Origin of the sequence: Taibaiella sp. KBW10, from assembly GCF_003852495.1 — a bacterium.
GTDB lineage: Bacteria > Bacteroidota > Bacteroidia > Chitinophagales > Chitinophagaceae > Edaphocola.
Genome location: NZ_QAJI01000004.1, coordinates 391,111 through 417,115 on the forward strand (window position 1 = coordinate 391,111; position 26,005 = coordinate 417,115).

23 protein-coding genes and 1 riboswitch are annotated in these 26,005 nt (G+C 42.0%); of the genes, 18 read left to right on the forward strand and 5 right to left on the reverse strand.

Annotated elements, in window-relative coordinates:
* Positions 1–430 precede the first annotated feature (430 nt).
* The 4 genes from DBR32_RS09420 (at position 431) to DBR32_RS09435 (ending at position 5,512) form a co-directional block, all read left to right on the forward strand.
* Positions 431–1,846, forward strand: a complete 1,416-nt coding sequence (locus tag DBR32_RS09420; protein WP_124636060.1) for a DUF5689 domain-containing protein — start codon at positions 431–433, stop codon at positions 1,844–1,846.
* 99 nt (positions 1,847–1,945) lie between these two features.
* Complete coding sequence (gene bshA / locus DBR32_RS09425; protein ID WP_124636061.1) at positions 1,946–3,097, forward strand: N-acetyl-alpha-D-glucosaminyl L-malate synthase BshA; 1,152 nt, start codon at positions 1,946–1,948, stop codon at positions 3,095–3,097.
* Complete coding sequence (locus DBR32_RS09430) at positions 3,098–4,213, forward strand: ABC transporter permease (RefSeq protein ID WP_124636062.1); 1,116 nt, start codon at positions 3,098–3,100, stop codon at positions 4,211–4,213.
* Positions 4,214–4,270: 57 nt separating this feature from the next.
* On the forward strand, positions 4,271–5,512 hold the full coding sequence (locus DBR32_RS09435; RefSeq protein WP_124636063.1) for a pitrilysin family protein: 1,242 nt from the start codon (positions 4,271–4,273) through the stop codon (positions 5,510–5,512).
* A gap of 447 nt (positions 5,513–5,959) precedes the next feature.
* On the opposite strand, the gene DBR32_RS09440 is transcribed toward DBR32_RS09435, so the two are convergent.
* The 4 genes from DBR32_RS09440 to DBR32_RS09455 form a co-directional block, all read right to left on the reverse strand.
* A complete protein-coding gene (locus DBR32_RS09440; RefSeq protein WP_124636064.1) occupies positions 5,960–8,137 on the reverse strand; it encodes a TonB-dependent receptor in 2,178 nt (725 codons plus the stop codon).
* 89 nt (positions 8,138–8,226) lie between these two features.
* Positions 8,227–8,321, reverse strand: a riboswitch (TPP riboswitch).
* Positions 8,322–8,439: 118 nt separating this feature from the next.
* Complete coding sequence (locus DBR32_RS09445; RefSeq protein WP_124636065.1) at positions 8,440–8,805, reverse strand: hypothetical protein; 366 nt, start codon at positions 8,803–8,805, stop codon at positions 8,440–8,442.
* Between the two features lie 178 nt (positions 8,806–8,983).
* A complete protein-coding gene (locus tag DBR32_RS09450; protein ID WP_124636066.1) occupies positions 8,984–9,529 on the reverse strand; it encodes a hypothetical protein in 546 nt (181 codons plus the stop codon).
* Positions 9,530–9,556: 27 nt separating this feature from the next.
* Positions 9,557–11,089: an aldehyde dehydrogenase family protein gene (locus tag DBR32_RS09455; protein WP_124636067.1), complete on the reverse strand. Its 1,533-nt coding sequence runs from the start codon at positions 11,087–11,089 to the stop codon at positions 9,557–9,559.
* 213 nt (positions 11,090–11,302) lie between these two features.
* Here DBR32_RS09455 and DBR32_RS09460 point away from each other — a divergent pair, with 213 nt between their 5' ends.
* The 7 genes from DBR32_RS09460 (at position 11,303) to DBR32_RS09490 (ending at position 17,103) form a co-directional block, all read left to right on the forward strand.
* Positions 11,303–11,734: a hypothetical protein gene (locus tag DBR32_RS09460; RefSeq protein ID WP_124636068.1), complete on the forward strand. Its 432-nt coding sequence runs from the start codon at positions 11,303–11,305 to the stop codon at positions 11,732–11,734.
* Between the two features lie 18 nt (positions 11,735–11,752).
* Positions 11,753–12,895 carry a hypothetical protein gene (locus DBR32_RS09465; RefSeq protein WP_124636069.1) on the forward strand — a complete coding sequence of 381 codons (1,143 nt, stop codon included), beginning with the start codon at positions 11,753–11,755 and terminating at the stop codon, positions 12,893–12,895.
* A 22-nt stretch (positions 12,896–12,917) separates the two neighbouring features.
* Positions 12,918–13,460, forward strand: coding sequence for an NADPH-dependent FMN reductase (locus DBR32_RS09470; protein WP_124636070.1), 543 nt, complete (start codon positions 12,918–12,920; stop codon positions 13,458–13,460).
* A 44-nt stretch (positions 13,461–13,504) separates the two neighbouring features.
* Positions 13,505–14,263, forward strand: coding sequence for an AraC family transcriptional regulator (locus tag DBR32_RS09475; RefSeq protein ID WP_124636071.1), 759 nt, complete (start codon positions 13,505–13,507; stop codon positions 14,261–14,263).
* A gap of 31 nt (positions 14,264–14,294) precedes the next feature.
* Positions 14,295–15,461: an NAD(P)/FAD-dependent oxidoreductase gene (locus tag DBR32_RS09480; protein WP_124636072.1), complete on the forward strand. Its 1,167-nt coding sequence runs from the start codon at positions 14,295–14,297 to the stop codon at positions 15,459–15,461.
* 94 nt (positions 15,462–15,555) lie between these two features.
* Positions 15,556–16,035, forward strand: a complete 480-nt coding sequence (locus DBR32_RS09485) for a DUF1572 domain-containing protein (RefSeq protein ID WP_124636073.1) — start codon at positions 15,556–15,558, stop codon at positions 16,033–16,035.
* Positions 16,036–16,122: 87 nt separating this feature from the next.
* On the forward strand, positions 16,123–17,103 hold the full coding sequence (locus DBR32_RS09490) for a hypothetical protein (protein ID WP_124636074.1): 981 nt from the start codon (positions 16,123–16,125) through the stop codon (positions 17,101–17,103).
* 24 nt (positions 17,104–17,127) lie between these two features.
* On the opposite strand, the gene DBR32_RS09495 is transcribed toward DBR32_RS09490, so the two are convergent.
* On the reverse strand, positions 17,128–18,408 hold the full coding sequence (locus tag DBR32_RS09495; protein WP_158605949.1) for an MFS transporter: 1,281 nt from the start codon (positions 18,406–18,408) through the stop codon (positions 17,128–17,130).
* A gap of 147 nt (positions 18,409–18,555) precedes the next feature.
* Here DBR32_RS09495 and queG point away from each other — a divergent pair, with 147 nt between their 5' ends.
* The 7 genes from queG to DBR32_RS09530 all read left to right on the forward strand — a co-directional run bounded on the left by queG (position 18,556) and on the right by DBR32_RS09530 (position 25,986).
* Positions 18,556–19,461, forward strand: coding sequence for a tRNA epoxyqueuosine(34) reductase QueG (gene queG, locus DBR32_RS09500; protein WP_255416696.1), 906 nt, complete (start codon positions 18,556–18,558; stop codon positions 19,459–19,461).
* 75 nt (positions 19,462–19,536) lie between these two features.
* Entirely contained in the window at positions 19,537–20,676 is a 1,140-nt protein-coding gene (locus DBR32_RS09505; RefSeq protein ID WP_370453699.1) for a cysteine desulfurase family protein, read from the forward strand.
* Positions 20,677–20,746: 70 nt separating this feature from the next.
* Positions 20,747–22,132, forward strand: coding sequence for a chloride channel protein (locus DBR32_RS09510; RefSeq protein WP_199724434.1), 1,386 nt, complete (start codon positions 20,747–20,749; stop codon positions 22,130–22,132).
* Between the two features lie 83 nt (positions 22,133–22,215).
* Positions 22,216–23,595 (forward strand): protein disulfide isomerase family protein, encoded by a 1,380-nt coding sequence (locus tag DBR32_RS09515; protein WP_124636077.1) that lies wholly within the window; start codon positions 22,216–22,218, stop codon positions 23,593–23,595.
* Positions 23,596–23,699: 104 nt separating this feature from the next.
* A complete protein-coding gene (locus DBR32_RS09520) occupies positions 23,700–24,869 on the forward strand; it encodes a class I SAM-dependent rRNA methyltransferase (protein ID WP_124636078.1) in 1,170 nt (389 codons plus the stop codon).
* A gap of 1 nt (position 24,870) precedes the next feature.
* Positions 24,871–25,356 (forward strand): 1,2-phenylacetyl-CoA epoxidase subunit PaaD, encoded by a 486-nt coding sequence (gene paaD, locus DBR32_RS09525; protein ID WP_124636079.1) that lies wholly within the window; start codon positions 24,871–24,873, stop codon positions 25,354–25,356.
* A 33-nt stretch (positions 25,357–25,389) separates the two neighbouring features.
* A complete protein-coding gene (locus DBR32_RS09530; protein WP_124636080.1) occupies positions 25,390–25,986 on the forward strand; it encodes a transferase hexapeptide repeat family protein in 597 nt (198 codons plus the stop codon).
* The last annotated feature ends 19 nt before the right edge of the window (positions 25,987–26,005 follow it).

The following is a 26,005-nucleotide window of genomic DNA, read 5'->3' on the forward strand; positions in this document are numbered from 1 at the left end:
TGGAGCTTTACAGATGATGTCAGGTTTACCCATAATTATGCAGTATTTTCACTTTAGGATCACCCACATTTATTTTTTGAACATTGCCCTATTCTTGTCACTGAGTTGTAAAGGAATGAAAAATGATGCTAAAAAAGCAGGGTACCTATACAAATTGATCATTGCACGATGTTTTCAATATGAAATTAATTCAAAATCTGGATGATTCAGGTATAAATACGAACCAGATTTAAGGACATAAATTGTGATACCAAAATATCAGTTTAACAATTTTAAGTCTTTTTATGATTTCAAAAAACAAATATCCGTAACTATCTGTGTTACTAATAGTAGAAACAAATAGCCAATATTAATAAATTGTTTTTTCCATAAATATTGTGGGAAAATCTAAATAATGACCTAATTTTGCGGTTCAGTTTTCAATTAATATATGAAAAAATTATCTCTACTTTTATTATGTAGTGCCCTTGTAGCGACTACATTTACTTTTGAGTCTTGCGTTAAGAAGGGTAATGATGCCCCAATCGATAATACAGGATTTGATCCAAATCTTAAGGTAACCCATACCATTGCACAGTTATTAGCGATGCCGACTGGTGTGGCTATTACACAAGACGTGGTGGTTTCAGGTGTGGTTGTGATGGATGACCGTAGCGGTAACTATTATAAAAAATTCGTAATCCAGGATGCCACCGGTGGTTTGGAGATCAATTTAGACCAAAACAATATTTATAATGATTATCCGGTAGGCCGTAAAGTATATATCAAATGTAAGGGTTTATCCATGGCTACTTATGGCGGTATGGTACAACTGGGTTATGGACTGGATGAAAGACAATCTATTGTCTCTATTCCTTTCGTAATGGCTGACAACTTTATCGTAAAAGCCAATTATCCGAATACCATTAAAGTAGATACTTTTACTTATGATGAATTGGCTAATGCAAATGCAAACGGTACCCGTTTAAATACTTTAGTTGCCATCCGTGACGTAGAATTTGCCAATGGTGCTTATGGGATGCCATTTGCGGCACCTAATGCGACGACAAACAGAGCCTTAAACGGTTGTGGTGCTGCCAGTAGCGGTATCGTTGTAAGAAGCAGTAACTATGCCCGTTTCCAACCAACCTTAACACCTACGGGTAAAGGGGTTATCGTAGGGCTGTATACAAAGTACAATGCGACGCCTCAATTGATCATCAGAGATGTGAATGATTTAAACTTCGTTGCAGAAAGATGTGATGGAAGCATTCCTGTAGCACCGGTGTTTATTACAATTGACAGTCTTCGTAACAAATATGCGGGTTCTCCTTTATCTCTTTCCGGAATCAAAATTACCGGAACGGTAATCAGCGACAGAGCGAACGGAAATGGTAATGGTCAAAACCTGATCATCCAACAAGGAAACAAAGGTATCATGATCCGATTTACCTCGGCACATAGCTTCAATCTTGGTGATTCTGTAGTCGTTATTACCAATGGTACTTCTTTGGAAGAATTCAGAGGTACGCTTCAGGTAAATAATACACAATTATCCACTGCGAGCAGAGTAGGTACGGGTACGATTACCCCGACCATCCTTACTTTGTTAGATTTGAACAATAACTTTGAAGCACACGAATCTACCCTGGTGAAGATATTAAATGCAACAGTTGCAGGCAGCGGTAGTTTTGGTGGTAACCAAACATTAAGCGATGGAACGGCTACCATTACGCTGTACACAGCTACAGGTGCTTCCTTCTCTGGTACAGCAACACCAACCACTGCAAAAAACTTCAGCGGTATTGCAGGTCAGTATGATGCGACCAAACAATTGCAAATGAGAAATATTACTGACGTAGAATAACACTATCATAAATTATTAAAAAGGTTGCTCAAATGAGCAGCCTTTTTTTATCTTTGCGTTTTACAAAAAAGACAATCATCTTATCTTATATATTTCTTTATGAAAATAGGTATTGTGTGCTATCCGACATTTGGAGGAAGTGGGGTTTTAGCAACGGAATTAGGCATCGCACTGGCAGACAAAGGACACGACGTACATTTTATTACTTATCAGCAACCGGTCAGGCTGATTAATAGTTTCAGACCAAACATTTATTTTCATGAGGTTAGCGTTCCGGTCTATCCTTTGTTTGATTTTCCGCCTTACGAAACGGCACTGGCCAGTACCATGGTGAGCGTTGTCAATAACTACGACCTGGATGTACTGCATGTCCATTACGCCATTCCACATGCTTCCGCAGCATATTTTGCACAAAAAATACTGGAGAAGAGCCATAAAGGACTTCCCTATATCACAACACTTCACGGGACGGATATTACCCTGGTAGGTAAAGATAAAACTTATGCCCCGGTAGTGACCTTCTCGATGAATCAGTCTTCGGCGATCACTGCGGTTTCGCATAACCTGAAGGAAGAAACCATGTCTTCTTTTGATATCGAAAAGGACATTGATGTTATCTATAACTTTGTAGATGTAGATCGCTTCCAAAGAAAAGATAAAACGCATTTTAAGAAAATGATCGCTCCCAACGGAGAAAAGATTATTGCCCATATTTCCAATTTCCGTAAGGTAAAAAGGGTAGACGATGTGGTGAAGATCTTTGAAAAGATCAGAAAAGAAGTACCCAGTAAATTACTCATGATCGGTGATGGTCCGGAGCGTATTGAAGCGGAGGAGCTAGTAAAAAAATTCTGTAACCTGCATACTGATGTGCGTTTCTTAGGAAAGCAAGAGCAGGTAGAAGAGATCTTTAGTGTGACGGACTTGTTCTTATTGCCTTCTGCTTATGAAAGCTTTGGATTGGCGGCTTTAGAAGCGATGGCCTGTGGCATTCCTGTCATTTCCAGCAATGCCGGTGGTTTACCAGAGATCAATACCCATGGGGAAACCGGCTTCTTAAGTAATGTAGGCGATGTAGATGAAATGGCCGCTTTCGGGATTGATCTACTGAGCAATGAGGAAAAACTAAGCCAATTTAAAGAGAATGCCTATAACAGAGCGCATAGCTTTACCATAGATAAAGTGGTTCCGCAATATGAAGCCTTGTATAACCGCGTCATTGCAGAATATAAAAACAGTAAGCCCTCCTAAATGTCATCAACCCCAACCGAAAAACCATACAGCCAGTTTAAAGCCTTCTTGGCCTTAACCAAAGCCTCAGTCAAATCGATGCTGAAGAGCCCGTCCTCTGTGGTGTTCAGTTTGGCTTTCCCTCTGGTATTTATCCTGGTATTTGGGTTTATGGGTGGCAACCGTTCCGTGATGAACGTATCGCTGCACCCGCAAGCGGATACGGCGAATCCTGTATTCCTGGAATTACGTCATAATCCTTTGGTAAACCTCAATATGAGTATAAAGGATACCCTTGCGCTTAAGGAGCAGCTGAAAAAGGGCACAATCGCTACTGTTTTAAATATTCAAAAAGACCCCAAACAGGCGGGTAAATATACAGTCGATATTCAGGCCAGTGTACAGAAACTGGCTACTGCCGATCAGTTACAGGCGATTATCAATCAGTCGCTTTTAGACGAAGATTCGATCCTGCACCATAGAGCGGCCGAAATCGTAGCAATCAACAAAACCGTAATTGCCGCCCGCCCGTTCAAAACAATTGATTTTATCCTGCCCGGGCAACTGGGATTTTCCTTATTGGCGGCCAGTGTATTTGGTACCGCCTTCGTTTTTTACCACATGCGCCAAATGCTGGTCTTAAAACGTTTTTTTGCTACACCGATCAAGCGCAGCAATATGCTGCTGAGCGAAGGGGTAGCCCGATTGATATTTCAATTATTAGGTGCCTTACTCATTATCCTGATCGGAAAATTCTTTTTTGATTATACCCTGATTAATGGGCTTAGTACCGTTTTGTCTATGCTGTTTGTTTCGGGCATTGCCTTATTGGTATTTATGAGTTTTGGATTCGTCATCAGTGGTATTGCCAAAAGTGATGCGACCATTCCTCCATTAGCTAATATTTTTACCATGCCACAATTCTTACTGGCAGGTACGTTTTTCTCCATAGATGCATTACCCAAATGGCTACAGTATATAGCCAAACTGATGCCGCTGACTTATTTCAACAATGCTTTAAGAGCGATTGCTTTTGATGGCGCCAGCCTTTGGCAGGTTAAATGGGATATCCTCATTTTACTGATCTGGGGTGTAATCGGTTATGCATTGGCTGCAAAACTATTTAAATGGGAGTAGGGAATATTACCTGAACCCACAGCCCTTTTAGGGCATTCTTAAAAACAACCTAGTAACATGATCAATTTCGATAAATTTATTTTAGCAAACGGTTTACGGGTGCTGGTACACCAAGATACCACAACACCAATGGTAGCCGTAAATGTCTTATATGATGTAGGTGCCAGAGATGAGGATGAAGCACAAACAGGATTTGCCCATTTGTTTGAGCACTTAATGTTCGGCGGTTCTGTAAATATCCCGGATTATGATGAGCCTTTACAAATGGCCGGAGGGGAAAATAACGCTTATACCACTAACGATTTTACCAATTATTATATTCAGATTCCGAAAGAAAATATGGAAACGGCCTTTTGGCTGGAAAGCGACCGTATGTTGTCTCTGGCCTTTAGTGAAAAGAGCTTGGAAGTACAGCGTAAGGTTGTTTCTGAGGAGTTTAAAGAACATTATATCAACAAACCTTATGGTGATGTATGGAAGATCTTAAGGGAACTGACGTACACGCGTCATCCGTATAAATGGATGACTATCGGTAAGGAATTAAAACATATTGAAGATGCGCGTTTACCGGATGTAAAAGCATTCTTCCAAAAACACTATAATCCTCTGAATGCTATTTTATGTGTGGCGGGCGATGTTGAGACGGAAACGGTCAAGGCAATGGCCGAGAAATGGTTTGGTAACATCCCATCAGGCATAAAATACAACCGTAATTTGCCCCTGGAACCACAACAAACCGAAGCCAGAAAAGCGACTGTAGAAGCAGATGTACCTCTGGATGCGTTTTATAAAACCTGGCATATCGGCGGACGCTTATCTGATCAGTATCATGCTGCAGACATTATCACGGAGGTGATGGGCAGCGGACAAGCTTCCCGTTTGTATCAGGAACTGGTTAAAGAAAAAAGGCTGTTCAGCAATATTGATTGTTACCATACCGGTAGTTTAGAACCGGGTATTATTGTGATCGAAGGCAAGCTGGTAGCCGGTGTTGCGATGGAAGCGGCAGAAGCAGCAGTTACAGAAGCACTGGATCTGCTGAAAAAACAAGGAATCACCGAAGAAGAATTGCATAAATCGATCAACCGACTGGAGTCTATGGTTGCTTTTGAAGATATGAACCTACTGGCAAGAGCCAATAACCTTGCCTTTTACGAGTTGTTGGGTGATGCACAAATGATGAATACTGAAATGGATCGTTATAGCCAGGTCAACATCCAACAAGTGAATGAAGCTGCTACGCAAATCTTTACTGAAGAAAATAGCAATACCTTATATTATTTAGCCAAACCTAAATAAGTAGTATAATACTTTAAATGACTATCCGGCGTTAAGAAAATCATTGGCTCGGTCGCAAATTCGTAAACCACTGTCTGAGCGCAGCGAGTTTGGTTTGCTAACGACTGACACATTGATTTTTAGCCATGGATTTATATAGCCTTTATTTTTTGGCGGCACCTTTTGCATCAAGGCAAAAGGTAGCAATACCAATAAATGGAAATCAAAATAATAAAGAAAGTCTTTGTTTCCTAAATGGAGATACTCAATATACTTTATATAACAAGAAAGGATGTCTGATCTTCAGACATCCTTTCTTGTTATAATTTATCATTGATATATCCTTTGCTTAATCGATCGTTGACGATTATTTGGCCTGCTCCTGCATCGGAAGGACAAAACAGGAAATAGAATGTATCACGCGCTATTTGTCTTTTTGAAACGCAGCGACAGCAAGCAAGAAAACGATTAGAATCCCAGGGATAAAGTCAGCAAATAATTGCGGCCCGCCTGAGGATAATAATAATTAGAAGTCTGTATACCATTAGCTACATAGCTAAAGGTATAGCCCTTAGACTCGTATTTTCTATCCAGAATATTATTGACCATAAGACTCAAAGAAGCATCTTTGATCCATTTATTCTGAATACTATAACTTAAACGCACATTAGCCAGACCATAGGGATCAATACTACGTTTCTTATCAGAAGTATTGTCCAGATACTGACGGCCAACATATTTGCCGATCAGGTCAATTGAAAACTGTTGCTGATAGGGTAGAGAGAATGGTTTGAAAGATATAGTCCCTCCGGCAATAATTCCGGGAGATAAAGCAATATCACTATTGTGATGCACGATTTCTTTTTGGCCACCGTTATCATAATCATCGATATACTCCGTAAAGGATTTAATCTTATTTTGCGATAAGGTCATGTTCGCCGCAAGGCTTACCCAAGGGGCCAGTGTGGTATTTCCAAAGAGTTCTATACCTCTTCTGAAACTCTGTGCAACGTTCGTGCGCGTGTAGGCACCTACATCATTAACCTTACCTGTAGCCACCAACTGATCTTTATATAACATATAATAGAGGTTAGCGCCCACACTACCTTTCAATCCGAAATACTGATAACCGATCTCAATATCATTTAACTGTTCCGGCTTTGGAATTTGATTGACCCCTGCTTCAAAATCATCCCTGTTAGGCTCTTTATTGGCTATTGCAAAAGATGCAAAAGCTTTATGATGATTAGTCACATAAGAAAATCCGGCTTTAGGATTAAAGAACAGATAGTTTTCTGCGGTATATACCGTAGGGTGTTTCCGGAAACCGTTGATGGTATAGCTTACGGAACGCAATTGAAGATCGGCAAAGCCATAGAAATGAGAAAATAATTCCTGTTCCAGTTTTCCATAAATATTCGCGTCCGTTTTAAATGCCCTAAGGTTATACCAGCGGTAATCAAGCGGTACGCCACCATTTTCGGCCCATTTTACAAAGCCATAATGTTTGGCATCATACTGAGAGAGGGCACCACCGAAAATGAGACTAGTCCTATTTTTAGTGTAGATCAAAGAAGCAACACCACCATAGTAATAATTATCTAACCACAACTGGCGCGTTAAAGACGTCTGCTTAACCGTATCATTCCCCACGACATGGTTAGGCAATCCATAAGTGCCATAATCTTCACCCGATTTGTATTCGTTATAAAACCCGCGGCCTCGTGTAAGATACAGACCTGCATTGACTTTAAGGTGGTTATTGAATTTATGATTGACAAACAACTGATAAAAATCTTGCTGGTAATTATCCGTTTGGTCTTTATAGAACGTACCATCATCTTCAAGCCCCAATTCATTATAAGTACGATTGGTTTTCAGAGAATCCTGCGGCACGCCATTCCAGGACTGTCCCGTTTTTTGTTTGCCCGAAAAAAGGTTGAATTTAATATTGGTCTTATTATTATTGCTGGTCCAACCAGTAATGAATTGTATGGATTTCATATCCGAAGCACTTCTGTCGATATACCCATCGCTGGAAACCTTTGATAGGCGTACATCCATATTGAAACCACCTTTGAGTCTGCCCGTTCCGGCAGTCAGCGTATGTCTTAAGGTATTAAAAGAGCCTACCGTATTGATCAGGCGCACCGAAGCTTCGTCATTTTGTTCAATATTACTGATATTCACCGTTCCGCCGAAAGCACCACTACCATTGGTGCTGGAGCCAACGCCTCTTTGTATCTGAATACTGCTTGCAGATGAGATCAAATCCGGAATATTTACCATAAAAGACCCTTGTGACTCCGCATCATTAACCGGAATACCATTGATCGTTACATTGATCCGCTGTCCATCCGTTCCCCTTACCCGGATATCCGTGTAGCCTACGCCGGCACCGGCATCAGAGTTGATGAGTACAGAAGGCGTCTGGTCTAAGAGATTAAATACATCCCGGCCATCATTGCCTTTTTGAATATCTTTTTTTTTAAGGTTTGTCAGGGCAAAAGGCGCTTTAGTACTTGCCCTCAAGGCCACAACTTCTACCGGGTTCAACTCCTGAGCACGGACTGTATCTGCACTTTGTGCCTGTGCAACCGTAGCACAGGTTATACCCACTACGAGTAAAGAGGTTTGCTTATTCATTATTGTTTACATTACAATTGTTGATACATAAAATACCAGACACGACAATACGCATCCTTTATTATTGATCAGTAAGTATTTCAGTGGAAAACCTAAGTACCTACCATTTCCTAACCAGCATTACCTGGTCCAGGTTCTACGGGTGTGATCTCAGCCTGAAAGTAAGGCACCCCGTGGTGTGATTATTGCTAATCGTGGGCAAAACTAAACACAATATTGTTGTAAACAAAACAAAAGAAGAAATAATAAAAAGAGGATAGCCAAATAACCGGCTATCCTCTTTTTAAAAATAGATAGAAAAACTATGCTTTTACAGCATCCTTAATATCCGATCCGGCGTTCTTAACCGTATCTTTAATATCAGAAGCAGCATCTGCTGCAATATCCGTGGCCTTTTCTTTCTTATTGATCAAGTCCTTGATATAACTCTCTGCTTCTGCCCAGTATTCCTTCAAAGAATCCGTTCCTTTAGTACTTAACTCCGCAAAGTATTCTTTTGCTTTGTCGAAAGAGGTCTCGGCTTCATCCTTAAATTTATTGGCTTTGTCTTTAAGATTGTCCGTCAGCTTTTCTTTTTCTTCATCGCTCATCTTAGCGTACTTTAGGGCGGCAGCACCCGCTGCGACCCCTAATAAAAAGGTTGCGATATGTTTTGGTTTTACATTCATTTTACGACAATTTTTAAAGGTGAAAAAATGATAGATTAAAGTTATCCCTTTTTATCATCCAAATATCAAAACAAAAGGGTATTAACGTTTGCTTGTGCAACATTTAAAATAATCGTAACATATAAGAAAGAGGCCTTACACTTCGGTGTAAGGCCTCTTTCTTATCAAGAACAACAGTTTATGCCTGTTGGTACATCACTTTTTTTGCTTCATTATTGATCACTTCCAATGCAATTTCCGTAGGAGTAGCATCTTCCCGGGTCATAATAAAGTTAATAATACGTGCATTCAGTTCCTTGGCATCTGCATCCGGATTCATATCCTGTGCAATCTGGTTGATCATAGCAATTTCCTGTTCTTTAACGGAGATAATCGTATTCCAAACCTGTGCAGATACATAAATCTGTTGGGAAAGGTTATGTTCAAATTCCGTTTTGATACTGGCTACAGACAAAGTCTGCAGGTCTCTTACCGTCATACCGCTCACATAAATACGGGGCACCAGTTCCCTTGGATGCGCTCTTTCTATAAACATCGCCAGGCGCTCATAGGCCTGTAACCGCAGACGCAGGGTAGTTTCCTGTCCATCCTGGAATACAGCAAGCTGCTTTCTTTTATACTCACCCACCAGGAATTTGTTGACGATCACCGTAGCGGCAATCAATACAACAAGAGCCGGCACCGTATACTTCAATAATTCTAAAATTTGCTCTCCTATACTCATGGAAACAGTGGCTTTTATGGGTTTTGTTTAGAAATCAAATTTGATACCTTGCGCCAAAGGCAGGCTGGTGCTGTAGTTGATCGTATTGGTCTGACGACGCATATACGCTCTCCAGGCATCCGATCCGCTCTCACGGCCACCACCGGTTTCTTTCTCTCCACCGAAAGCACCACCAATTTCCGCACCGCTTGTACCGATGTTTACATTGGCAATACCACAATCACTACCCGTAACGCTTAAGAATAATTCCGCCTCGCGCAGGTTAGTCGTCATGATTGCAGAAGACAAACCTTGTGGCACTTCATTTTGAATAGCAATCGCCTCGTCTAAAGTATTGTATTTGATCAAATATAAAATCGGGGCAAACGTTTCGGTATGAACCACTTTGAAATTATGTTCCGCCTCGATCACACACGGTTTTACATAACAACCGCTTTCATAACCTTTACCATTTAATACACCACCTTTTACCAATATTTTGCCACCTTCTGCTTCAGCCGCTTTAATGGCTGCTTCATACAAGGCTACCGCATCTTTGTCGATCAATGGCCCTACGTGGTTTTTGGTATCCAAAGGATCACCGATTTTCAATTGTTTGTACGCACTTACGATTTTCTTTTTCAGTTCTTCGTATTTGCTTTCATGAATAATCAGTCTTCTGGTCGTCGTACATCTTTGTCCGGCAGTACCTACGGCACCAAAAATGGCACCGATCAGGGTCATTTCCAAATCTGCATTTTCAGTTACAATGATTGCATTGTTACCACCTAATTCTAATAAAGAACGGCCCAGGCGTTGTCCTACAGCAGCACCTACCGCTTTACCCATACGAGTAGATCCGGTAGCCGATACCAAAGGTACGCGCTCATCATGGCTCATTAATTCACCGATCTCTCTGCCACCGATCACCAGACAGCTTACGCCTTCCGGTACACCGTTTGCTTTGAATACATCTGCAATTATTTTTTGGCAAGCTACAGCAGTCAATGGTGTTTTCTCAGAAGGTTTCCAGATACACACATCACCACAAACCCAAGCCAGGGCAGTGTTCCAGCTCCAAACTGCTACAGGGAAGTTGAAGGCAGAGATAATCCCACAAATACCCAGTGGATGCCATTGCTCATACATTCTATGTCCCGGACGCTCACTGTGCGTCGTCATACCGTACAACTGACGGGATAAACCTACAGCGAAATCACAGATATCAATCATTTCCTGTACTTCTCCCAAACCTTCTTGTAAGCTTTTGCCCATTTCATAAGAAACAAGCGCACCTAAATTATCTTTTTGTTTACGCAAAGCTTCTCCAAACTGGCGAACAACTTCTCCACGCTTAGGCGCAGGGATCATTCTCCATTCTAAAAACGCTTCTTGTGCTTTGGCTACTGCTTTTTCGTAATCTTTTGCCGCCGATTGTTTTACCGATGCAATCAATTTACCATCTACAGGAGAAAAAGAATCCAGGTTCTGGCCACCGCTTTTGAGCCATTTGCTTCCGGTAGAAGTACCTTCATTTACTTTTTCGATGCCTAAAGCAGCCAATATTTTCTTTGTATTCATAATATAAAAATGTAAAAATTTATGGTGTCGCAAATATATAGGTAATTCTTTAAACGATGCATGGGAAAATAAATTTTGGCATATAATTAATCTGATCCTGATCTGCAGTATAAATAGGGTAGCGTAAATGGACAAATTAAAAAACAAACAGCGGTAGCAAAGAAGTTTTGTACCTGCGTGCTTTTCGCTATATTTAAATATTATAAGAGATTCATGAAACAGGGATTATATTTTTTATTTGGGCTATTCGGTTTATGGTTCGGAAGCCCTCCACTCAGTGCACAGCAACAAGCCATTGTATTTGATTCGGTAACGACCAATGGCGTGCTGCGGCTTAATTACGGTAGCATCAGCCGGACCGAAGCCAATACACTCCGCCTGAAGATCGGCTTTAAAAATAAAAGCAATCGTCCTTTTCATTATTTGAATAAAGGTGTGGCCTGGAATGACGCTCCGAACATAAGCCCATATGCCCAAACACCGGAAATACTGAAACCCCATAGTTCCGGCACCTATGAATTCCAGCTCCGCCTGGGATACTCTAAATCCCGGCTGAATCATTATATTGACCTGGTCTTTACAGATGATCGGGGACATGAGGAACGGTATAAGATTAATGTTTTTGCAGCCATAACAGACGATTAAAAGAGGTTATAAAATATCATGAAACCAATAGTACTCCTTTTACTAAGCATCACTACCTTTATTTGTCAGGCCCAAACAGCCGATACGGGCCGTTTGGGCTTGACGGTTTCGCCTGTCATTGATCAGAGCAATCCGACAAACAAAGAGATCATAAAGACCTTAAACCTTTTCTTGCAAACCAAAAATACCTCCCTCACTGAAAATAAATATTGGCATACGGATGATTTTAACCGCTACGTTTATCCGTATCTGGATATATTCCATGTCGAAAGCAGTAAATACGGGGAGGACTTTTTCAAGCCAAGCCTGATGGAAATTTTACCTACAGGTAAGGAAGCGCAAAAAATAGTAAAGATTGCCTTTATCGGTTATAATGAATCAACGAATGAGCGGCAGTTGAAATCAATCTTCAACCTTATAGCCAATATAGAAGGGGAAATAATACGCTTTAGCCGCTACCTCGATTATGCCACTTCATCCTGGCGATCGCATACTGCTGGCAGCCTGCATTATAAAATATCACCAAACAAAACCGTCAATAAAACGGAAGTAAGAAAACAAGCCCGGGAGATCAAAAGGCTATGTGCTTTTTTCCAGACTAAACCATTACATATCACCTATTATTCCTGTATTAACCCCAAAGAAGTTTTTGAGATCAAGGGATTTGATTATAACCCGATGATGTATGTAGACCAGCGCGGGGGACTGGCCGATTTCGGCGACCTTGTTTTCTCCGGTAATAATGCTGAATTGTATACCCATGAGGTCATTCATATCTATACCAAGCACCTGTATCCAAACATCAATAAATTTATCGATGAAGGGATCGCTACTTATATTTCCGGCAGCGGCCTTTACGATTATGCCTGGCACAGGCATAAACTAAAAAAATGGCTCTTAGAAAATCCGGAGGCCGATTTTGCAAGATTTATGGATACCTATCAGCGGCAATATTTTGAGCAGGAAACCTCCATTCCCTATCTAACGGCTGCATTGATTTGCGAAAGAACCTATCGGATGTACGGAAAAGAAAAATTATTTGCATTAATGAAAAGCGAGCAAGATATTTGGATCATCTTAAAAGAGGTGGGTCTGAATAAAGACAATATCAATGAAGCCTTAAGGCAAGAGCTCAGCAAACCGCTAAAACCTGTTCGCTAAAACTTTCCCATAAATCAGGAACATGACTATAAAGAAAAATATATTGGCCATTATCGGCAGCGCAGACAACCATTCAGCCAATCAAAAGCTCATGGATATACTTGCAGAGCGTACAAAAGACGACTTTAACCTAACCATCTACAAGGACTTAAAAACCTTACCCCATTTTGATCCCGAATTATCGGCTCATCATCCTCCAAAAGAAATAGTGGCCCTTAGAAAAGAGATAGAACAGGCAGATGGCTTGCTGATCGCCACACCCGAATATATATTTAGCATCCCGAGCGGGCTTAAAAATGCACTTGAATGGTGCGTCTCCACAACCGTGTGCTCCGATAAGCCAACCGGGCTGATAACTGCTTCGGCAAATGGACAGAAAGGACATGAAGCATTACAGTTGATCATGAAGACACTCATGACACATTTTACCGCTGAAACCACCTTATTGATACCCGGTATTAAAGGCAAGATTAATGAAGCAGGCCTGATCTCGGACGAGCCAACAGAGGCCGCGTTTACTAAATTTATACAGGCTTTTAAAACATTAGTAGATACAGCCTCTTAAAAGCATTTATACAAAGGATACCTTACCAAATAATCCCCTAAAAAATGTTGGATACCGAAATAGAATACCTCTTTAAGTGTCCTGATCCTGCCATTGCACGATTTGTCGACAGCTTCTGGATGCTTTGTAACCATTCCAAAGAAGCAAAAGAAATTGTGCTCTTACCCGATGGCAGAATTGATCTTTTCTTTTCTTATACGGCAACAGAACCCTATCATGTAACCCTTTTAGGTTTGGAGACAGAGGCCACCAAAGCCGCTTTAGCCCCACAATCCGTTATTTTTGCGATCAGCTTTACCCTGTTGGCTATGGAATACATACTCGATACCAAAGTATCCTCTATACTGAATGACGGGCAGGTTTTAGCCGACGATTTTTGGGGATTCGCACAGAAAGACCTCCATAATTTTGATTATTTTTGTACGCGGGCGAGCCTTAAAATAAAAGAGCAACAACCGGAAGCAATAGATTCCAGGAAGGAACGACTTTTTGAGCTGATCTATGCCTCGGAAGGCGCTTTAACCGTACAAGAGCTATCGGAGCGGGTTTATTGGAGTAGCAGACAGATCAACCGTTATTTTAACCAGCAATTCGGCATTTCGCTAAAAGCCTATTGTGATACCTTAAGATTCAGGGCTTCTTTCCGGCAGATAAGGGAAGGAAAGCTTTTTCCGGAACAAAATTTCAGTGATCAGGCACATTTTATACGGGAAATCAAAAAACGCTCCGGTGTCACACCTAAAGAACTTGCTCAAAATAAAAACGACCGATTTATACAATTGTCCACCTTACCGAAGCCCTAATTTTGCATGATAAATTAAATCAAATTTAATCATGATGATACAAAATAAAACCATAGCTATTATTGGCGGCGGCCCCGGAGGCTTAAGCCTGGCGAGGCTTCTACAAATGGCAGGTGCTGAAGTAACCGTTTATGAAAGAGACCAGAATAGTGACGTAAGAATACAAGGGGCAACACTCGATTTACATGAAGATTCGGGATTAAAAACCATCCGTAAAGCCGGTTTGATGGAGGCCTTTTTGGCACACTTCAGACCCGGAGCGGATAAAATGCGTGTTGTGGATCGAGCGGCCCATATTCATTTTGACGACCATCGGACAAAGCCCGCAGAGGACTTTGGAGATGCCGATTTCAGACCGGAAATAGACCGGGGCCCTTTAAGAAAAATATTACTGGCTGCTTTGCAGCCCGGTACTGTCGTATGGGATCGGCAATTCATATCCATGACCCAAACAGATCAGGTATGGACCATCCAATTCCAAAACGGCGAAACCGCTACTGCCGATCTTGTTATCGGTGCAGATGGCGCCCGTTCAAGGATCAGACCATACCTTACCGATATAAAACCATTTTATTCGGGTATTACCATGGTAGAAGGCACAATATATGATGCGGCTATAAACAGCCCAAGGATTTATGAGCTGTTAAAAGGGGGTAAAATATTTGCCCTGGGCGATTCAAAAACCTTAATCGTTAGCTCCAAAGAAGCAGGGGCAATGTCCTTTTATACCGGTTGTAAAACGGCAGAATCATGGGTGGTTGATAGCGGTATCGATTTTAAGGATAATACACAACTACTACATTGGTTTCAACAGGAATTCAGCGGATGGGATCCCATTTGGCAAGAACTCTTTGCCCATGAAAAGACAAGCTTTATCCCAAGACCCCAGTACTGTATGCCTTTAACCCAAACCTGGACCGCACAAGCCAACCTGAGTCTTATCGGCGATGCCGCACACCTTATGCCTCCTTTCGCGGGAGAAGGTGTGAATATGGCCATGCTTGATGCTTTGGAGCTCAGTGAATGCCTGAGGGGCAATCAATTTAGCGACCTGCAATCCGCAATCGCTCATTATGAGTTGAAGATGCGGGAAAGAGCCGCCGCGACCGCAAAAATGACCCTGGAACAAACGGAGTCCTTACATTCGGAAAAGGCCTTAGACAATATGTTGCGTATGTTTTCGGAAGAACCATCCTAAAAAGGACGATTTTCGTAAACCGAAGATAAAAGCGCCAGGGGTATATTCCTGGCGCTTTTATCTTAAATTTGAATACAATTAAAAAACGCTTTAGATGAACACATCCACACAATTAGCGAAACATTTCAGGGATATTCATTTTGGCGGCAACTGGAGCTGGTCCAATCTTAAAGACAATCTTTCAGATGTATCCTGGCAGCAAGCGTTGACCAAAGTGTATGGTTTGAATAGCATTTGCGCCCTGAGCTACCATGTGCATTATTACGTGGCGGCACTCATAGATGTCCTGGAAGGTCGCCCCTTAACTGCCAAAGACCAATACAGCTTTGCACATCCACCCATCAATTCTCAGGAAGACTGGGATTTGTTATTACAGACAATCTGGGCGGATGCGGAAAAGGTCGTACCACTAATAGAACAACTACCGGAAGCGCAACTCTGGGCCGATTTTACAGAAGAAAAATATGGTAACTACTTTCGTAATCTACTCGGGATCATCGAACATACCCATTATCATTTAGGACAAATTGCCATAATCAAAAAGATTGTGGTACAGATGGATGGAAATACATAATTGGTCAGTTGCGCAAAAGCAATGCAATGGCCGTTAAGGAACAGATTAGCTACATTATATCCCTTTATGCTTAAAAATTGGTCTTATATGAAACCGCTATTGGTGCAAAACGTTTGCGCTATTGGAATCTTCCTACTCGCCGGTGTAAATACCCTAAACGCGCAGGAAGTAAACATTTTAGTCAGGGGTACCTATGAATTCAAATATGTGTTACAACACATGGATCAATACCCGCCGCAAAGGTTTGAACAAAGATATGAACCATATGAAGATTTCAGGTTTATCGTTTACGCCCACAATACCTTTTACAGTGAGCGGAAGGTAAAACAGGTACAAATCTACAAGGCGGCCGATTCAAGTTTATTATTTCAGCTGGAACTGGACCGGGCGGGACAAATAAATAGTGAGGGTAGAAAGACGCCTTTCTGTTTCAAAACGGAATATTATCCGCAGATGGGGCAGCAGGGCAAAAACGTTCAGAAAACAATCTATACAATCGAAGAAGGAATTATTCGGATTGATTCCAGCTTTACGACCACAGATACACTATTACAAAACGATACTTTAGTCGTTTGCCATACCAACCATACTTATATCAGCAAGTCTGGCAAACTGCTCAATGAAGCCAATACCTTTTATAATCAGAAATACTTAGGAAAGAAGGTGGCCTTTTCCGGCCCTTATAAAAACTTCTTTGGAAAAACGAAGTTCAGTATGGATAAAAAGCATGTGCTCTTACGCCAGAAACTCAAACAGAATTATGCCGATGATCAATTATACCCTTATTCATACAGGATACAGATCAGCTACAATTATTTAAAAGGCGATCATTATATCCGTACGCTTTCGGGCAAACAGCAATTCCATTGCTATGTACAAAAATGTTTTGGAGAACCGGCACCATACCCCGGCTATAATGGTATGGAAAAGCGGGAAAATCCATTACAAAAAGATCGCTATCGCTATACGGAAAATAGTTTAGGCCTACACGATAAACTCTTATTCATAGACCCGGATACCAAAGCACAGGAACCGGTCTTATACTACCGCTATACTTTTTTCGAATAAAAAACAGTCGCATGCATACCCGCTTTATTCCTCATGTTCCTCAAACTTAAAATTGCGTAGTTGCGGGGTGCGGAAAAAAGTAACGGCAACGATTAGTAAGGTAATGCAGCCGCCCGTCACAATCGCCGGAACCGTACCCAGCCAGCTGGCCATCATACCGCTTTCAAAGTCGCCCAGTTCATTAGACGAGCTGATGAACATACTGTTGACAGAAGCCACCCGTCCGCGCATCTCATCGGGAGTCACTAATTGTAAGATGGTGCTTCTGATGACCACACTTACCGCATCAAACATGCCCGAAAGCAGGATAAAACTGAAAGACAAAAAGAAATTGGTAGATAATCCAAAGCCGATAATACACAATCCGAAGGCCGCCACACAGGCAAATAACTTTTTACCGGGATTGGTTTTTAAGGGCAAAAACGCCAGGATACCCAAAGTCAGCAAGGCACCGATACCGGTAGCCGAGCGAAGAATCCCAAATGCGGTGGCTCCGCTGAAAAAACTGCCGTCATAAGGAAAAAGCTCCTGCTGAATGGCCGGTAATAAAGCAATAGCCCCACCAAACAAAACCGAAAACATATCGAGCAATTGTGCCCCGAGTAGTGTAGGGGTCTTGAATACAAACTTTAAGCCTTCCCCGATGCTCTGCAGTACCGGTTCCCGCTCGCGCTTCATAATCGGTTTGGGTTTGATCGAAAAAGCAGGGATTAATAAAAGGATTTCGATAATCACGACAACCGACATACCCTCTACCGGACCGGAAGCCGCTATAATAGCACCAGAGACCAGCGGTCCCAGTACGGCACCTAACTGCCAGGCCATACTAGACCAACTTACCGCATTCGGATAGAGTTTTTTGGGAATGAGCAAGCCTACCAGCGAAAAAGAGGTCGGACCTAAAAAGGAACGGATAATGCCCCCAATAAAAATAATAGTATAGATCAGGAAAATACGCATGTCATGCGTCATATGAGCCGCTGTAACCGGTAGGGACAAATAGAGCAGCCCGATGCCCAATAAAACGTAAGCTGCAATGATCTGGATCATTAATTTGCGCTTTTCCCTGAGGTCTACAAGATAACCGGCAAAAAATGAACTGGCAACCACCGGAATCACCTCGGCCAGCCCAACCATGGCCAGCGCCACCTTACTATGTCCTGTAATCTGGTAAATCCAGTAAGTTATTACGGTAAACTGGAGGCTTAAGGCAAAGATCAATCCAAAACGAATACTTAAATAGTGGAGAAATTCTTTGTTCTTTAAAGATTCATTTTTAGTAAGAAAATTTTGAACGAAACTCAAGGGAAATGTTTTTATACAAAAAGAACACAAAGGTAACCGTTTTGCCATTTCGAAGTATTTCAATTCTTTAAATAGATTTATTGCGAATCTCTATCTATTTTTGTACCCTAAATATTCCCCGACATTACCGCCGCACAACATACCCGTATCGTAAAAGAACTCAGCAAACGCCTGGGTTTTGACTATTGTGGTATTGCTAAAGCGGAACAACTCGAAGACGATGCCCGCCATCTGGAAGCCTGGTTACATAAGGGATATAATGCAGGGATGTCTTATATGGAGCGTAATTTCGATTTACGCATTAATCCTCAGTTACTAGTACCCGGAGCCCAATCCGTCATTACGCTTATGATGAATTATTATCCCGATCAAAAACAGGATACAGACGCCCCGCAAATCGCTAAATATGCTTATGGCCATGATTACCATGAAGTGATCCGGGCTAAACTGCATGAGTTTTTATTTGAAATACAAGCCCAGATCGGAGAAGTACAGGGCCGTGGATTTGTGGACAGCGCACCGGTATTGGAGCGCAGCTGGGCACAACGCACCGGCTTGGGTTGGATTGGCAAAAATGCCAACCTGATCAACAAACAATCAGGTTCTTTTTTCTTTTTAGCAACTTTAATCGTTGATCTCTCCCTCGAATACGATGATCCTTTTGCCAAGGATTTTTGCGGCACCTGTACCAAATGTATTGATGCCTGCCCGACCCAGGCCATTGTATCGCCTTCAGTTATTGATGCGAACAAGTGTATCTCTTACCTCACCATAGAGTTAAAAGATGAGCTGATTCCCGATGAATTGAGCGGTAAATTCAAGAACTGGATGTTTGGTTGCGATATCTGCCAGGATGTATGCCCCTGGAACCGGTTTTCACAACCCCATCAGCAAGAGGCTTTTAAACCTATTCCGGAGATCCTCAACTTTAGTTCCGGTGACTGGGAAAGCCTCGATGAAGACTTTTTTAAAGTCCTCCTTAAAAATTCTCCCATTAAACGTTCCAAATGGAAAGGCATCCGCCGGAACATCAGTTTCATCAAGACCTCATAAAAAAATGCAAATGCCCTCATAAAATGATGCCTATATGATATTGTTTTTTGTAACTTTGGCAATTATTTTAAAATGATGATGCAACGTATATATTTCGACAATGCCGCTACCACTGCGCTTGATCCTAAAGTTTTGGAAGAAATGCTTCCGTTCCTGACCGAGAAATTTGGCAATCCGAGCTCGATTTACTCTTATGGACGGGAAAGCAAGATGGGTATTGAAGCGGCGCGAAAGACTGTTGCAAAAATATTACATACCAAACCCGGTAATATCTTTTTTACCTCAGGAGGCACCGAAAGCAGTAATACTGCTATCCGCGCAGCGATAAGGGATTTGGGATGTAATCATATCATTACTTCTCCTATAGAGCACCATGCAACATTGCATTGTGCCGAATATTGGGCCGATCAGGGGCTTAAAGTATCCTATGTAACTATTTTACCTAATGGCCATGTAGACCTGGAGTCTTTAAAAGCACTCCTGGCAGGACATACTGAAGGAAAAACCCTGGTTACCTTAATGCATGCCAATAATGAGATCGGAAACCTATTGCCCATCAAGGAAGTAGGAGAGATCTGTAAAGCATACGATGCGATATTTCATTGTGATACCGTACAAACGGTAGGGCATTATCCTTTAGATTTCACAGATCTGAATGTACATTTTGCTACAGGCGCCGGTCATAAGTTTCATGGCCCGAAAGGCGTAGGCATTTTATACATCAGCGACGAGGTATCGATCAAGCCAATGCTGAACGGCGGCGGACAAGAGCGCAATATGCGTGCGGGTACGGAAAACCTGTATGGCATCGTTGGTTTTGCCAAAGCCCTGCAAATGGCTACAGATACTTATGAGGAAGATGCTGCTTATATTGAAAGCCTGAAACAATACATGGCCACGCAATTGCAGGAACAAATCAAAGAAGTAAGTTTTAACGGCGATTGGAACGGTGATTCTTTATATACTGTGCTGAATGCCTCTTTCCCTAATACGGAGAAATCGGAAATGTTGTTGATGAGCCTGGATATGGCGGGCGTATGTGTATCTGGCGGCAGTGCCTGTTCCAGTGGAGCCAGTGTAGGCAGCCACGTAATCAGCTGTATTGCTCCGGGTAGCAACAGGGTACCGGTACGTTTCTCGTTCTGCAAACACAATAGCAAAGCAGAAATCGATACAGTAATCGCAAAACTGAAAGAGATTTTAGCTCAGGCTTAATAGCCTCAGCCGTTTTTATTATAATTATTCCGTCATCAATTTTATACATTTGGTCAGCAATTTATAGCAATTGAAAATCAAGCATTTAAGGACGATCGTAACATTAAAAAATAGCCCGGGCGTAGTCTATACGCGCCGCTATCTTAAAAATGCTTATGATAAGACTATAGAGACAAATGCACAATTAAAACATCAGTCGCTTCAATTTTTGCCCTTTTTGCTGGCTTCCCTGATCACAGGTGTTGTCGCGTTTTTATACAGCAAAGTATTTAGCTATTCCGAATCCCTTTCGGTTTATCTCTATCATCAGAACAAATACCTTATTTTCCTGATCACACCGGTTTGCTTTTTGCTTTCCTGGTGGTTGGTCAAGCGCATGGCGCCTTATGCCAAAGGCAGTGGTATTCCGCAGGTGATGGCGGCCCTAGAGTTGACCAACCCCAAAGACAATGCCCTGATCAGCCGTTTTCTAAGCCTGAAGATTATCCTAGTCAAGATTGTATCCAGTGCCATAAAGATTATCGGAGGTGGTATCGCGGGTAGGGAAGGCCCCACGATTCAAATTGCCAGTTCTATATTTTACCAGGTACATAAATGGCTACCCAAATGGTGGACACCCATTTCGCAAAGTAATATCCTGATCGCGGGGGCCGCCTCGGGGCTTGCCGCGGCCTTCAATACCCCTTTGGGCGGCATCATTTTTGCCATAGAGGAATTATCAAAATTCCATGTAAAACACTATAAATCGCCGCTGTTTATCGCCGTAATTGTTGCGGGGCTTACCGCACAGGGACTAGGTGGCTCTTATCTTTATTTAGGTTATCCCAAATTAGCTACCGACGAATGGTTACTGATCATCGTAGTGGTCTTAACGGCTATCGTTGCCGGTTTCTTCGGCAGCAAAATGTGTGTGGTCCTGTTAAAAGTGATACAGTTTTTCGGGAAGATCAAAAACCAGTTCAGGCAAATGGGTGTGGTTGTATTCTGTGGGCTCTTTGTGGCGACCTTTATCTTCTACTTTGGCACAGAAGCGATGGGCTCCGGTAAAGAATTAATGGAACGTACCTTATTTACCTCCGATAAAACGGTAGCCTGGTATCTCCCTTTTATCCGTATGAACGGATTGATCGCCTCCTTTAGTTTCGGAGGTGCAGGAGGTGTATTTGCCCCTTCTTTAAGCTCAGGTGCATCTATTGGGGCGCTGATCGCACAAATCACCCATTTTTCGGGACCAGATGCCAACCTGCTGATCCTGATCGGCATGACGGCCTTCCTTACCGGCGTCACCAGAGCACCTTTTACCTCTGCCATTATTATTTTTGAAATGACGGACCGGCATAGTGTTATTTTCTTCCTGCTGCTGGCGGCTATTATCGCCAACCTTATTTCCAGCTTCGTGGATAAACATTCCTTTTACGACCGTCTTAAGGAAAATTATCTTCGGGAAGTACGTTAAAATTGAGTTGAGGGCGCAGAAACGTCTCATATAAATCGTTAATATTGTAAACGATAAAATACAAATCCATCAAATCCAGAATAATGAGAAAATCGGTATTAGGCCTTGCCTTTGCAGTATTAAGCCCTTTTATGCTTTGGGCACAAGGTATCCAGTTTGAAGAAGGAAGCTTTTCAGAAGCATTAGCCAAAGCCAAAAAAGAAAATAAAATTGTTTTTGTAGACGTGTACACCACCTGGTGCGGCCCTTGTAAGAAGATGGCTAAAGAATTTTTCCCTACTAAAGAGGCCGGTGATAAATATAATACCCATTTTGTCAATTATAAAATAGATGCCGAAAAGGGCGAGGGTATCGGTGTAGCCAAGAAATACAAGGTAGAGGGATACCCGACAAACTTATTTATCAGACCAGATGGCTCTATTGTTTATACCAAGATGGGCATGAGCGACCTGAATGCTTTTTTGGAAAATGCTGACATTGCGCTGGCAGAGCAAAAAGATCCGCTGAAATGGGAAGATTATGTGGTAAAATTAAAGAAAGGCAATAGCGACAAAACCTTTATTACCCAATATCTTCAAAAAGCGGAGCGTCTGGGTAAAAACAGCGATGAGGCAATCAACATTTATGTAGCTAAATACATCAACCAACAAAAAATAAGTGATGAAGATTTGAATTTTCTACTGGACAATACCCATACAGTGGACAACAAAGCATTTCCTATACTGGCGGCCCATGCCGATCAGGTTGATGCATTAAGAAAGAATATCGCTCCCAATTTCTTTACCTATTATACCCAAAACCTTTATAATAGTACGGCAGACAAATTGGGTAAGAACAAAGAAGAAAACAGATTTGAGGAGTTAATGAAGCCCTTAATCGGGAAATACAGTAAATTACCGGAAAGCGATTTACTCTTCTATAAAGGTAAATTCTACGAAGCGATGGGAGATGAGGCAAAGATGAATGCCTTTATGAAAGAAAAAGCCAATTATTATACCAACAAATCGGATCAGGCTTACGACAAGGAGAATTATATCCGAAAAGAAGAAACGCTGTTATCGATCAAACAACAAATGATTGCCAATAAAGTACCAGAAGCACAACATCAGCAACAAATAGATGTGACACTGGAACAAAATCCCAGTATACTTAGCATTGCTTCCATGAGTGCGGCTTCAGAATTAAACCAGATCGCCTGGGGTATCTATGAACAAGAAAAGAAAGCACAGTATAAAGATGCACTTAAATGGTCTAAGCGTTCGCTGGAGCTGATTGGTTCCGATATTAAAAACCGTGCCGCATTTATCGATACCTATGCGCATTTGCTATTTGTAGACGGGCAAACGGAAGAAGCCATTAAACAACAATCAGAAGCCGTTGAAGGCCTGAAACAGGCCGGGATTACAGAAGGGATTGAAGATTTTGAGCAGACTCTGCAGTCCATGAAAGATGGTAAACTGTAATCTGAATCAGTAAATTATAGCAAACGTCAATATGAGCTTCATATTGGCGTTTTTTTAGCGCTCGGATATAAGGGCAAATCGCTTATTTGATGTACTTTCGCAGTATGGCTAAAATATTTCTAAACAAGAAGATCAGCAGTAGAATTGCAGACGGGCATCCCTGGATTTTTAACAACGAGATTGGAGACGAGGAAGGCGCTTATGAAGCCGGAGATATTGTAGATGTATTTTCTTCTAATGGTTCTTTTGTTGGTAAGGGATATATCAATCCTTTATCTCAAATAAAAGTGCGGTTACTGACGCGTAAGCAAGAATCGATAAACGATGATTTTTTCCTGCATAAAATACAAAATGCATGGGCCTATCGTCAGCGCATGGGTTATGTAGAAAACTGCCGTTTGATCTTTGGTGAAGCGGATGGTCTTCCGGCCTTGATCATCGATAAATTCAATGATTATTTTGTGATCCAAACCATGGCTCTGGGTATTGAGCGTTGGAAAGGATCGATTGTAAAGGCCTTAAACACAATATTTTCCCCTAAAGGTATATATGAGCGTAATGACGTTCCGGTAAGAGAACTGGAAGGTATGGAGCAGATAAAAGGTTTCCTGAGCGATCCTTTCGATACCAATATCATCATCAATGAGAATGGTTTGAAATTCCATGTCGATATTGTAAACGGACAAAAGACGGGTTATTTCTTGGATCAGCAGGATAATCGCCGGTTCATTGCTCCTGTTGTAAAAGATGCGGAGGTTTTAGAAGCCTTTTGTTATACGGGTACTTTTGCCAATCATGCCGCCAAATATGGTGCCAAGAGTGTATTAGGACTGGATATCTCCGATAAAGCAGTGGATACTGCCCGCAAAAATGCGGCGCTCAATGGGTATAGCGATATTTGTTCCTTTGAATGTGTGAATGCCTTTGATGTCTTGAAGAAATGGGTAAAAGAAGGAAAACGATTTGATACGGTGATGTTGGACCCTCCCGCATTTACCAAAAGCCGTGCGAATATTCAAAAAGCCATAACCGGTTATAAAGAAATCAACCTGAGGGGTATGAAACTCCTGAAACCAGGCGGTTTTTTAGTTACGGCTTCCTGTACCAACTTAGTACCGCCCGATATGTTCCTTAAAACGATTGAAGCAGCTGCCAAAGATGCCCGCAAACAGATCAGACAGGTAACCTGGCAAACACAAGCCGCCGATCATCCGATCGTATGGAATGTACCCAATACACAATATTTGAAATTTTTAATAGTAGAAGTTAATTAAGATGTCGTCCCGGGAACAAATACTGACCTGGCTGGAGAGCGTGACTGACCCTGAGATTCCAACGGTAAGTATCGAGGAAATGGGCATTTTACGCGATGTCCGGACCGGAGAAGCCGGTGAAGTGACCGTCACCATCACCCCGACCTATAGCGGCTGCCCTGCTATGGATGTAATCGCAATGCAGATCAGGATGACCCTTCTGGGCAGAGGGCTAAAGACCGTACACATTGAGCAGTCCTTAAGTCCTGCCTGGACCACCGACTGGATTACGGAAAGTGGTAGACAGAAAATGCATGCCTTTGGTATTGCACCTCCGGTACGCAAAGCAAAAGATGATTTGGCTTTGTTTGAAGAAGATGAAGTGCCTTGTCCAAAATGTGCTAGCGTCCATACAGAGTTGGTCAGCCGTTTTGGCGCCACCAGCTGCAAATCGATGTACCGCTGCCTGGATTGCAAAGAACCCTTTGAGCATTTCAAATGCCACTAATATTCTATACAGTATAATTCAAAAAATCAGTTTATGATATATGCATTTAAAGGTTTTATACCGGTGGTACACCCAACGGCTTTTGTGCACCCTCAGGCAATTGTGACCGGCAATGTGATTATAGGAAAAGACGTTTATATTGGTCCCGGAGCGGCTTTACGCGGAGACTGGGGGGGCATAGAAATTGCCGATGGTTGTAATGTGCAGGAAAACTGTACCATACATATGTTTCCCGGAGTAACGGTCAAACTGGAGGAAAGTGCGCATATCGGGCATGGCGCGATAATACACGGTGCCCATATTGGCAGAAACTGCCTTATCGGGATGAATGCCGTGATCATGGATGATGTAGTCATCGGGGAGGAGAGTATCGTAGGCGCTTTATCCTTTATCAATGCCAATACGATTATTCCCCGCAGAAGCCTGGTGGTGGGCAACCCCGCTAAAATAATTAAAGAAGTAAGTGACGATATGATTGCCTGGAAAACAAAAGGAACACAATTGTACCAAAGCCTGCCTAAAGATATGCAGGAGCATTGGCAAGCCTGCGAACCCTTAAGTGAGTTGCCGGTAGATCGTCCCAATCAGGACATTCTTTTTGAAACCTGGAATACAATAAAAGGGAAATAAGTTTCTATCGCCCTTTAGA

Excerpts from the sequence above, each read along its gene's own strand:
- DBR32_RS09420 (WP_124636060.1), top strand. The coding sequence starts at position 431 with ATGAAAAAATTATCTCTACTTTTATTATGTAGTGCCCTTGTAGCGACT.
- bshA (WP_124636061.1), top strand. The coding sequence starts at position 1,946 with ATGAAAATAGGTATTGTGTGCTATCCGACATTTGGAGGAAGTGGGGTT.
- DBR32_RS09430 (WP_124636062.1), top strand. The coding sequence starts at position 3,098 with ATGTCATCAACCCCAACCGAAAAACCATACAGCCAGTTTAAAGCCTTC.
- DBR32_RS09435 (WP_124636063.1), top strand. The coding sequence starts at position 4,271 with ATGATCAATTTCGATAAATTTATTTTAGCAAACGGTTTACGGGTGCTG.
- DBR32_RS09440 (WP_124636064.1), bottom strand. The coding sequence starts at position 8,137 with ATGAATAAGCAAACCTCTTTACTCGTAGTGGGTATAACCTGTGCTACG.
- DBR32_RS09445 (WP_124636065.1), bottom strand. The coding sequence starts at position 8,805 with ATGAATGTAAAACCAAAACATATCGCAACCTTTTTATTAGGGGTCGCA.
- DBR32_RS09450 (WP_124636066.1), bottom strand. The coding sequence starts at position 9,529 with ATGAGTATAGGAGAGCAAATTTTAGAATTATTGAAGTATACGGTGCCG.
- DBR32_RS09455 (WP_124636067.1), bottom strand. The coding sequence starts at position 11,089 with ATGAATACAAAGAAAATATTGGCTGCTTTAGGCATCGAAAAAGTAAAT.
- DBR32_RS09460 (WP_124636068.1), top strand. The coding sequence starts at position 11,303 with ATGAAACAGGGATTATATTTTTTATTTGGGCTATTCGGTTTATGGTTC.
- DBR32_RS09465 (WP_124636069.1), top strand. The coding sequence starts at position 11,753 with ATGAAACCAATAGTACTCCTTTTACTAAGCATCACTACCTTTATTTGT.
- DBR32_RS09470 (WP_124636070.1), top strand. The coding sequence starts at position 12,918 with ATGACTATAAAGAAAAATATATTGGCCATTATCGGCAGCGCAGACAAC.
- DBR32_RS09475 (WP_124636071.1), top strand. The coding sequence starts at position 13,505 with ATGTTGGATACCGAAATAGAATACCTCTTTAAGTGTCCTGATCCTGCC.
- DBR32_RS09480 (WP_124636072.1), top strand. The coding sequence starts at position 14,295 with ATGATGATACAAAATAAAACCATAGCTATTATTGGCGGCGGCCCCGGA.
- DBR32_RS09485 (WP_124636073.1), top strand. The coding sequence starts at position 15,556 with ATGAACACATCCACACAATTAGCGAAACATTTCAGGGATATTCATTTT.
- DBR32_RS09490 (WP_124636074.1), top strand. The coding sequence starts at position 16,123 with ATGAAACCGCTATTGGTGCAAAACGTTTGCGCTATTGGAATCTTCCTA.
- DBR32_RS09505 (WP_370453699.1), top strand. The coding sequence starts at position 19,537 with ATGATGCAACGTATATATTTCGACAATGCCGCTACCACTGCGCTTGAT.
- DBR32_RS09515 (WP_124636077.1), top strand. The coding sequence starts at position 22,216 with ATGAGAAAATCGGTATTAGGCCTTGCCTTTGCAGTATTAAGCCCTTTT.
- DBR32_RS09520 (WP_124636078.1), top strand. The coding sequence starts at position 23,700 with ATGGCTAAAATATTTCTAAACAAGAAGATCAGCAGTAGAATTGCAGAC.
- paaD (WP_124636079.1), top strand. The coding sequence starts at position 24,871 with ATGTCGTCCCGGGAACAAATACTGACCTGGCTGGAGAGCGTGACTGAC.
- DBR32_RS09530 (WP_124636080.1), top strand. The coding sequence starts at position 25,390 with ATGATATATGCATTTAAAGGTTTTATACCGGTGGTACACCCAACGGCT.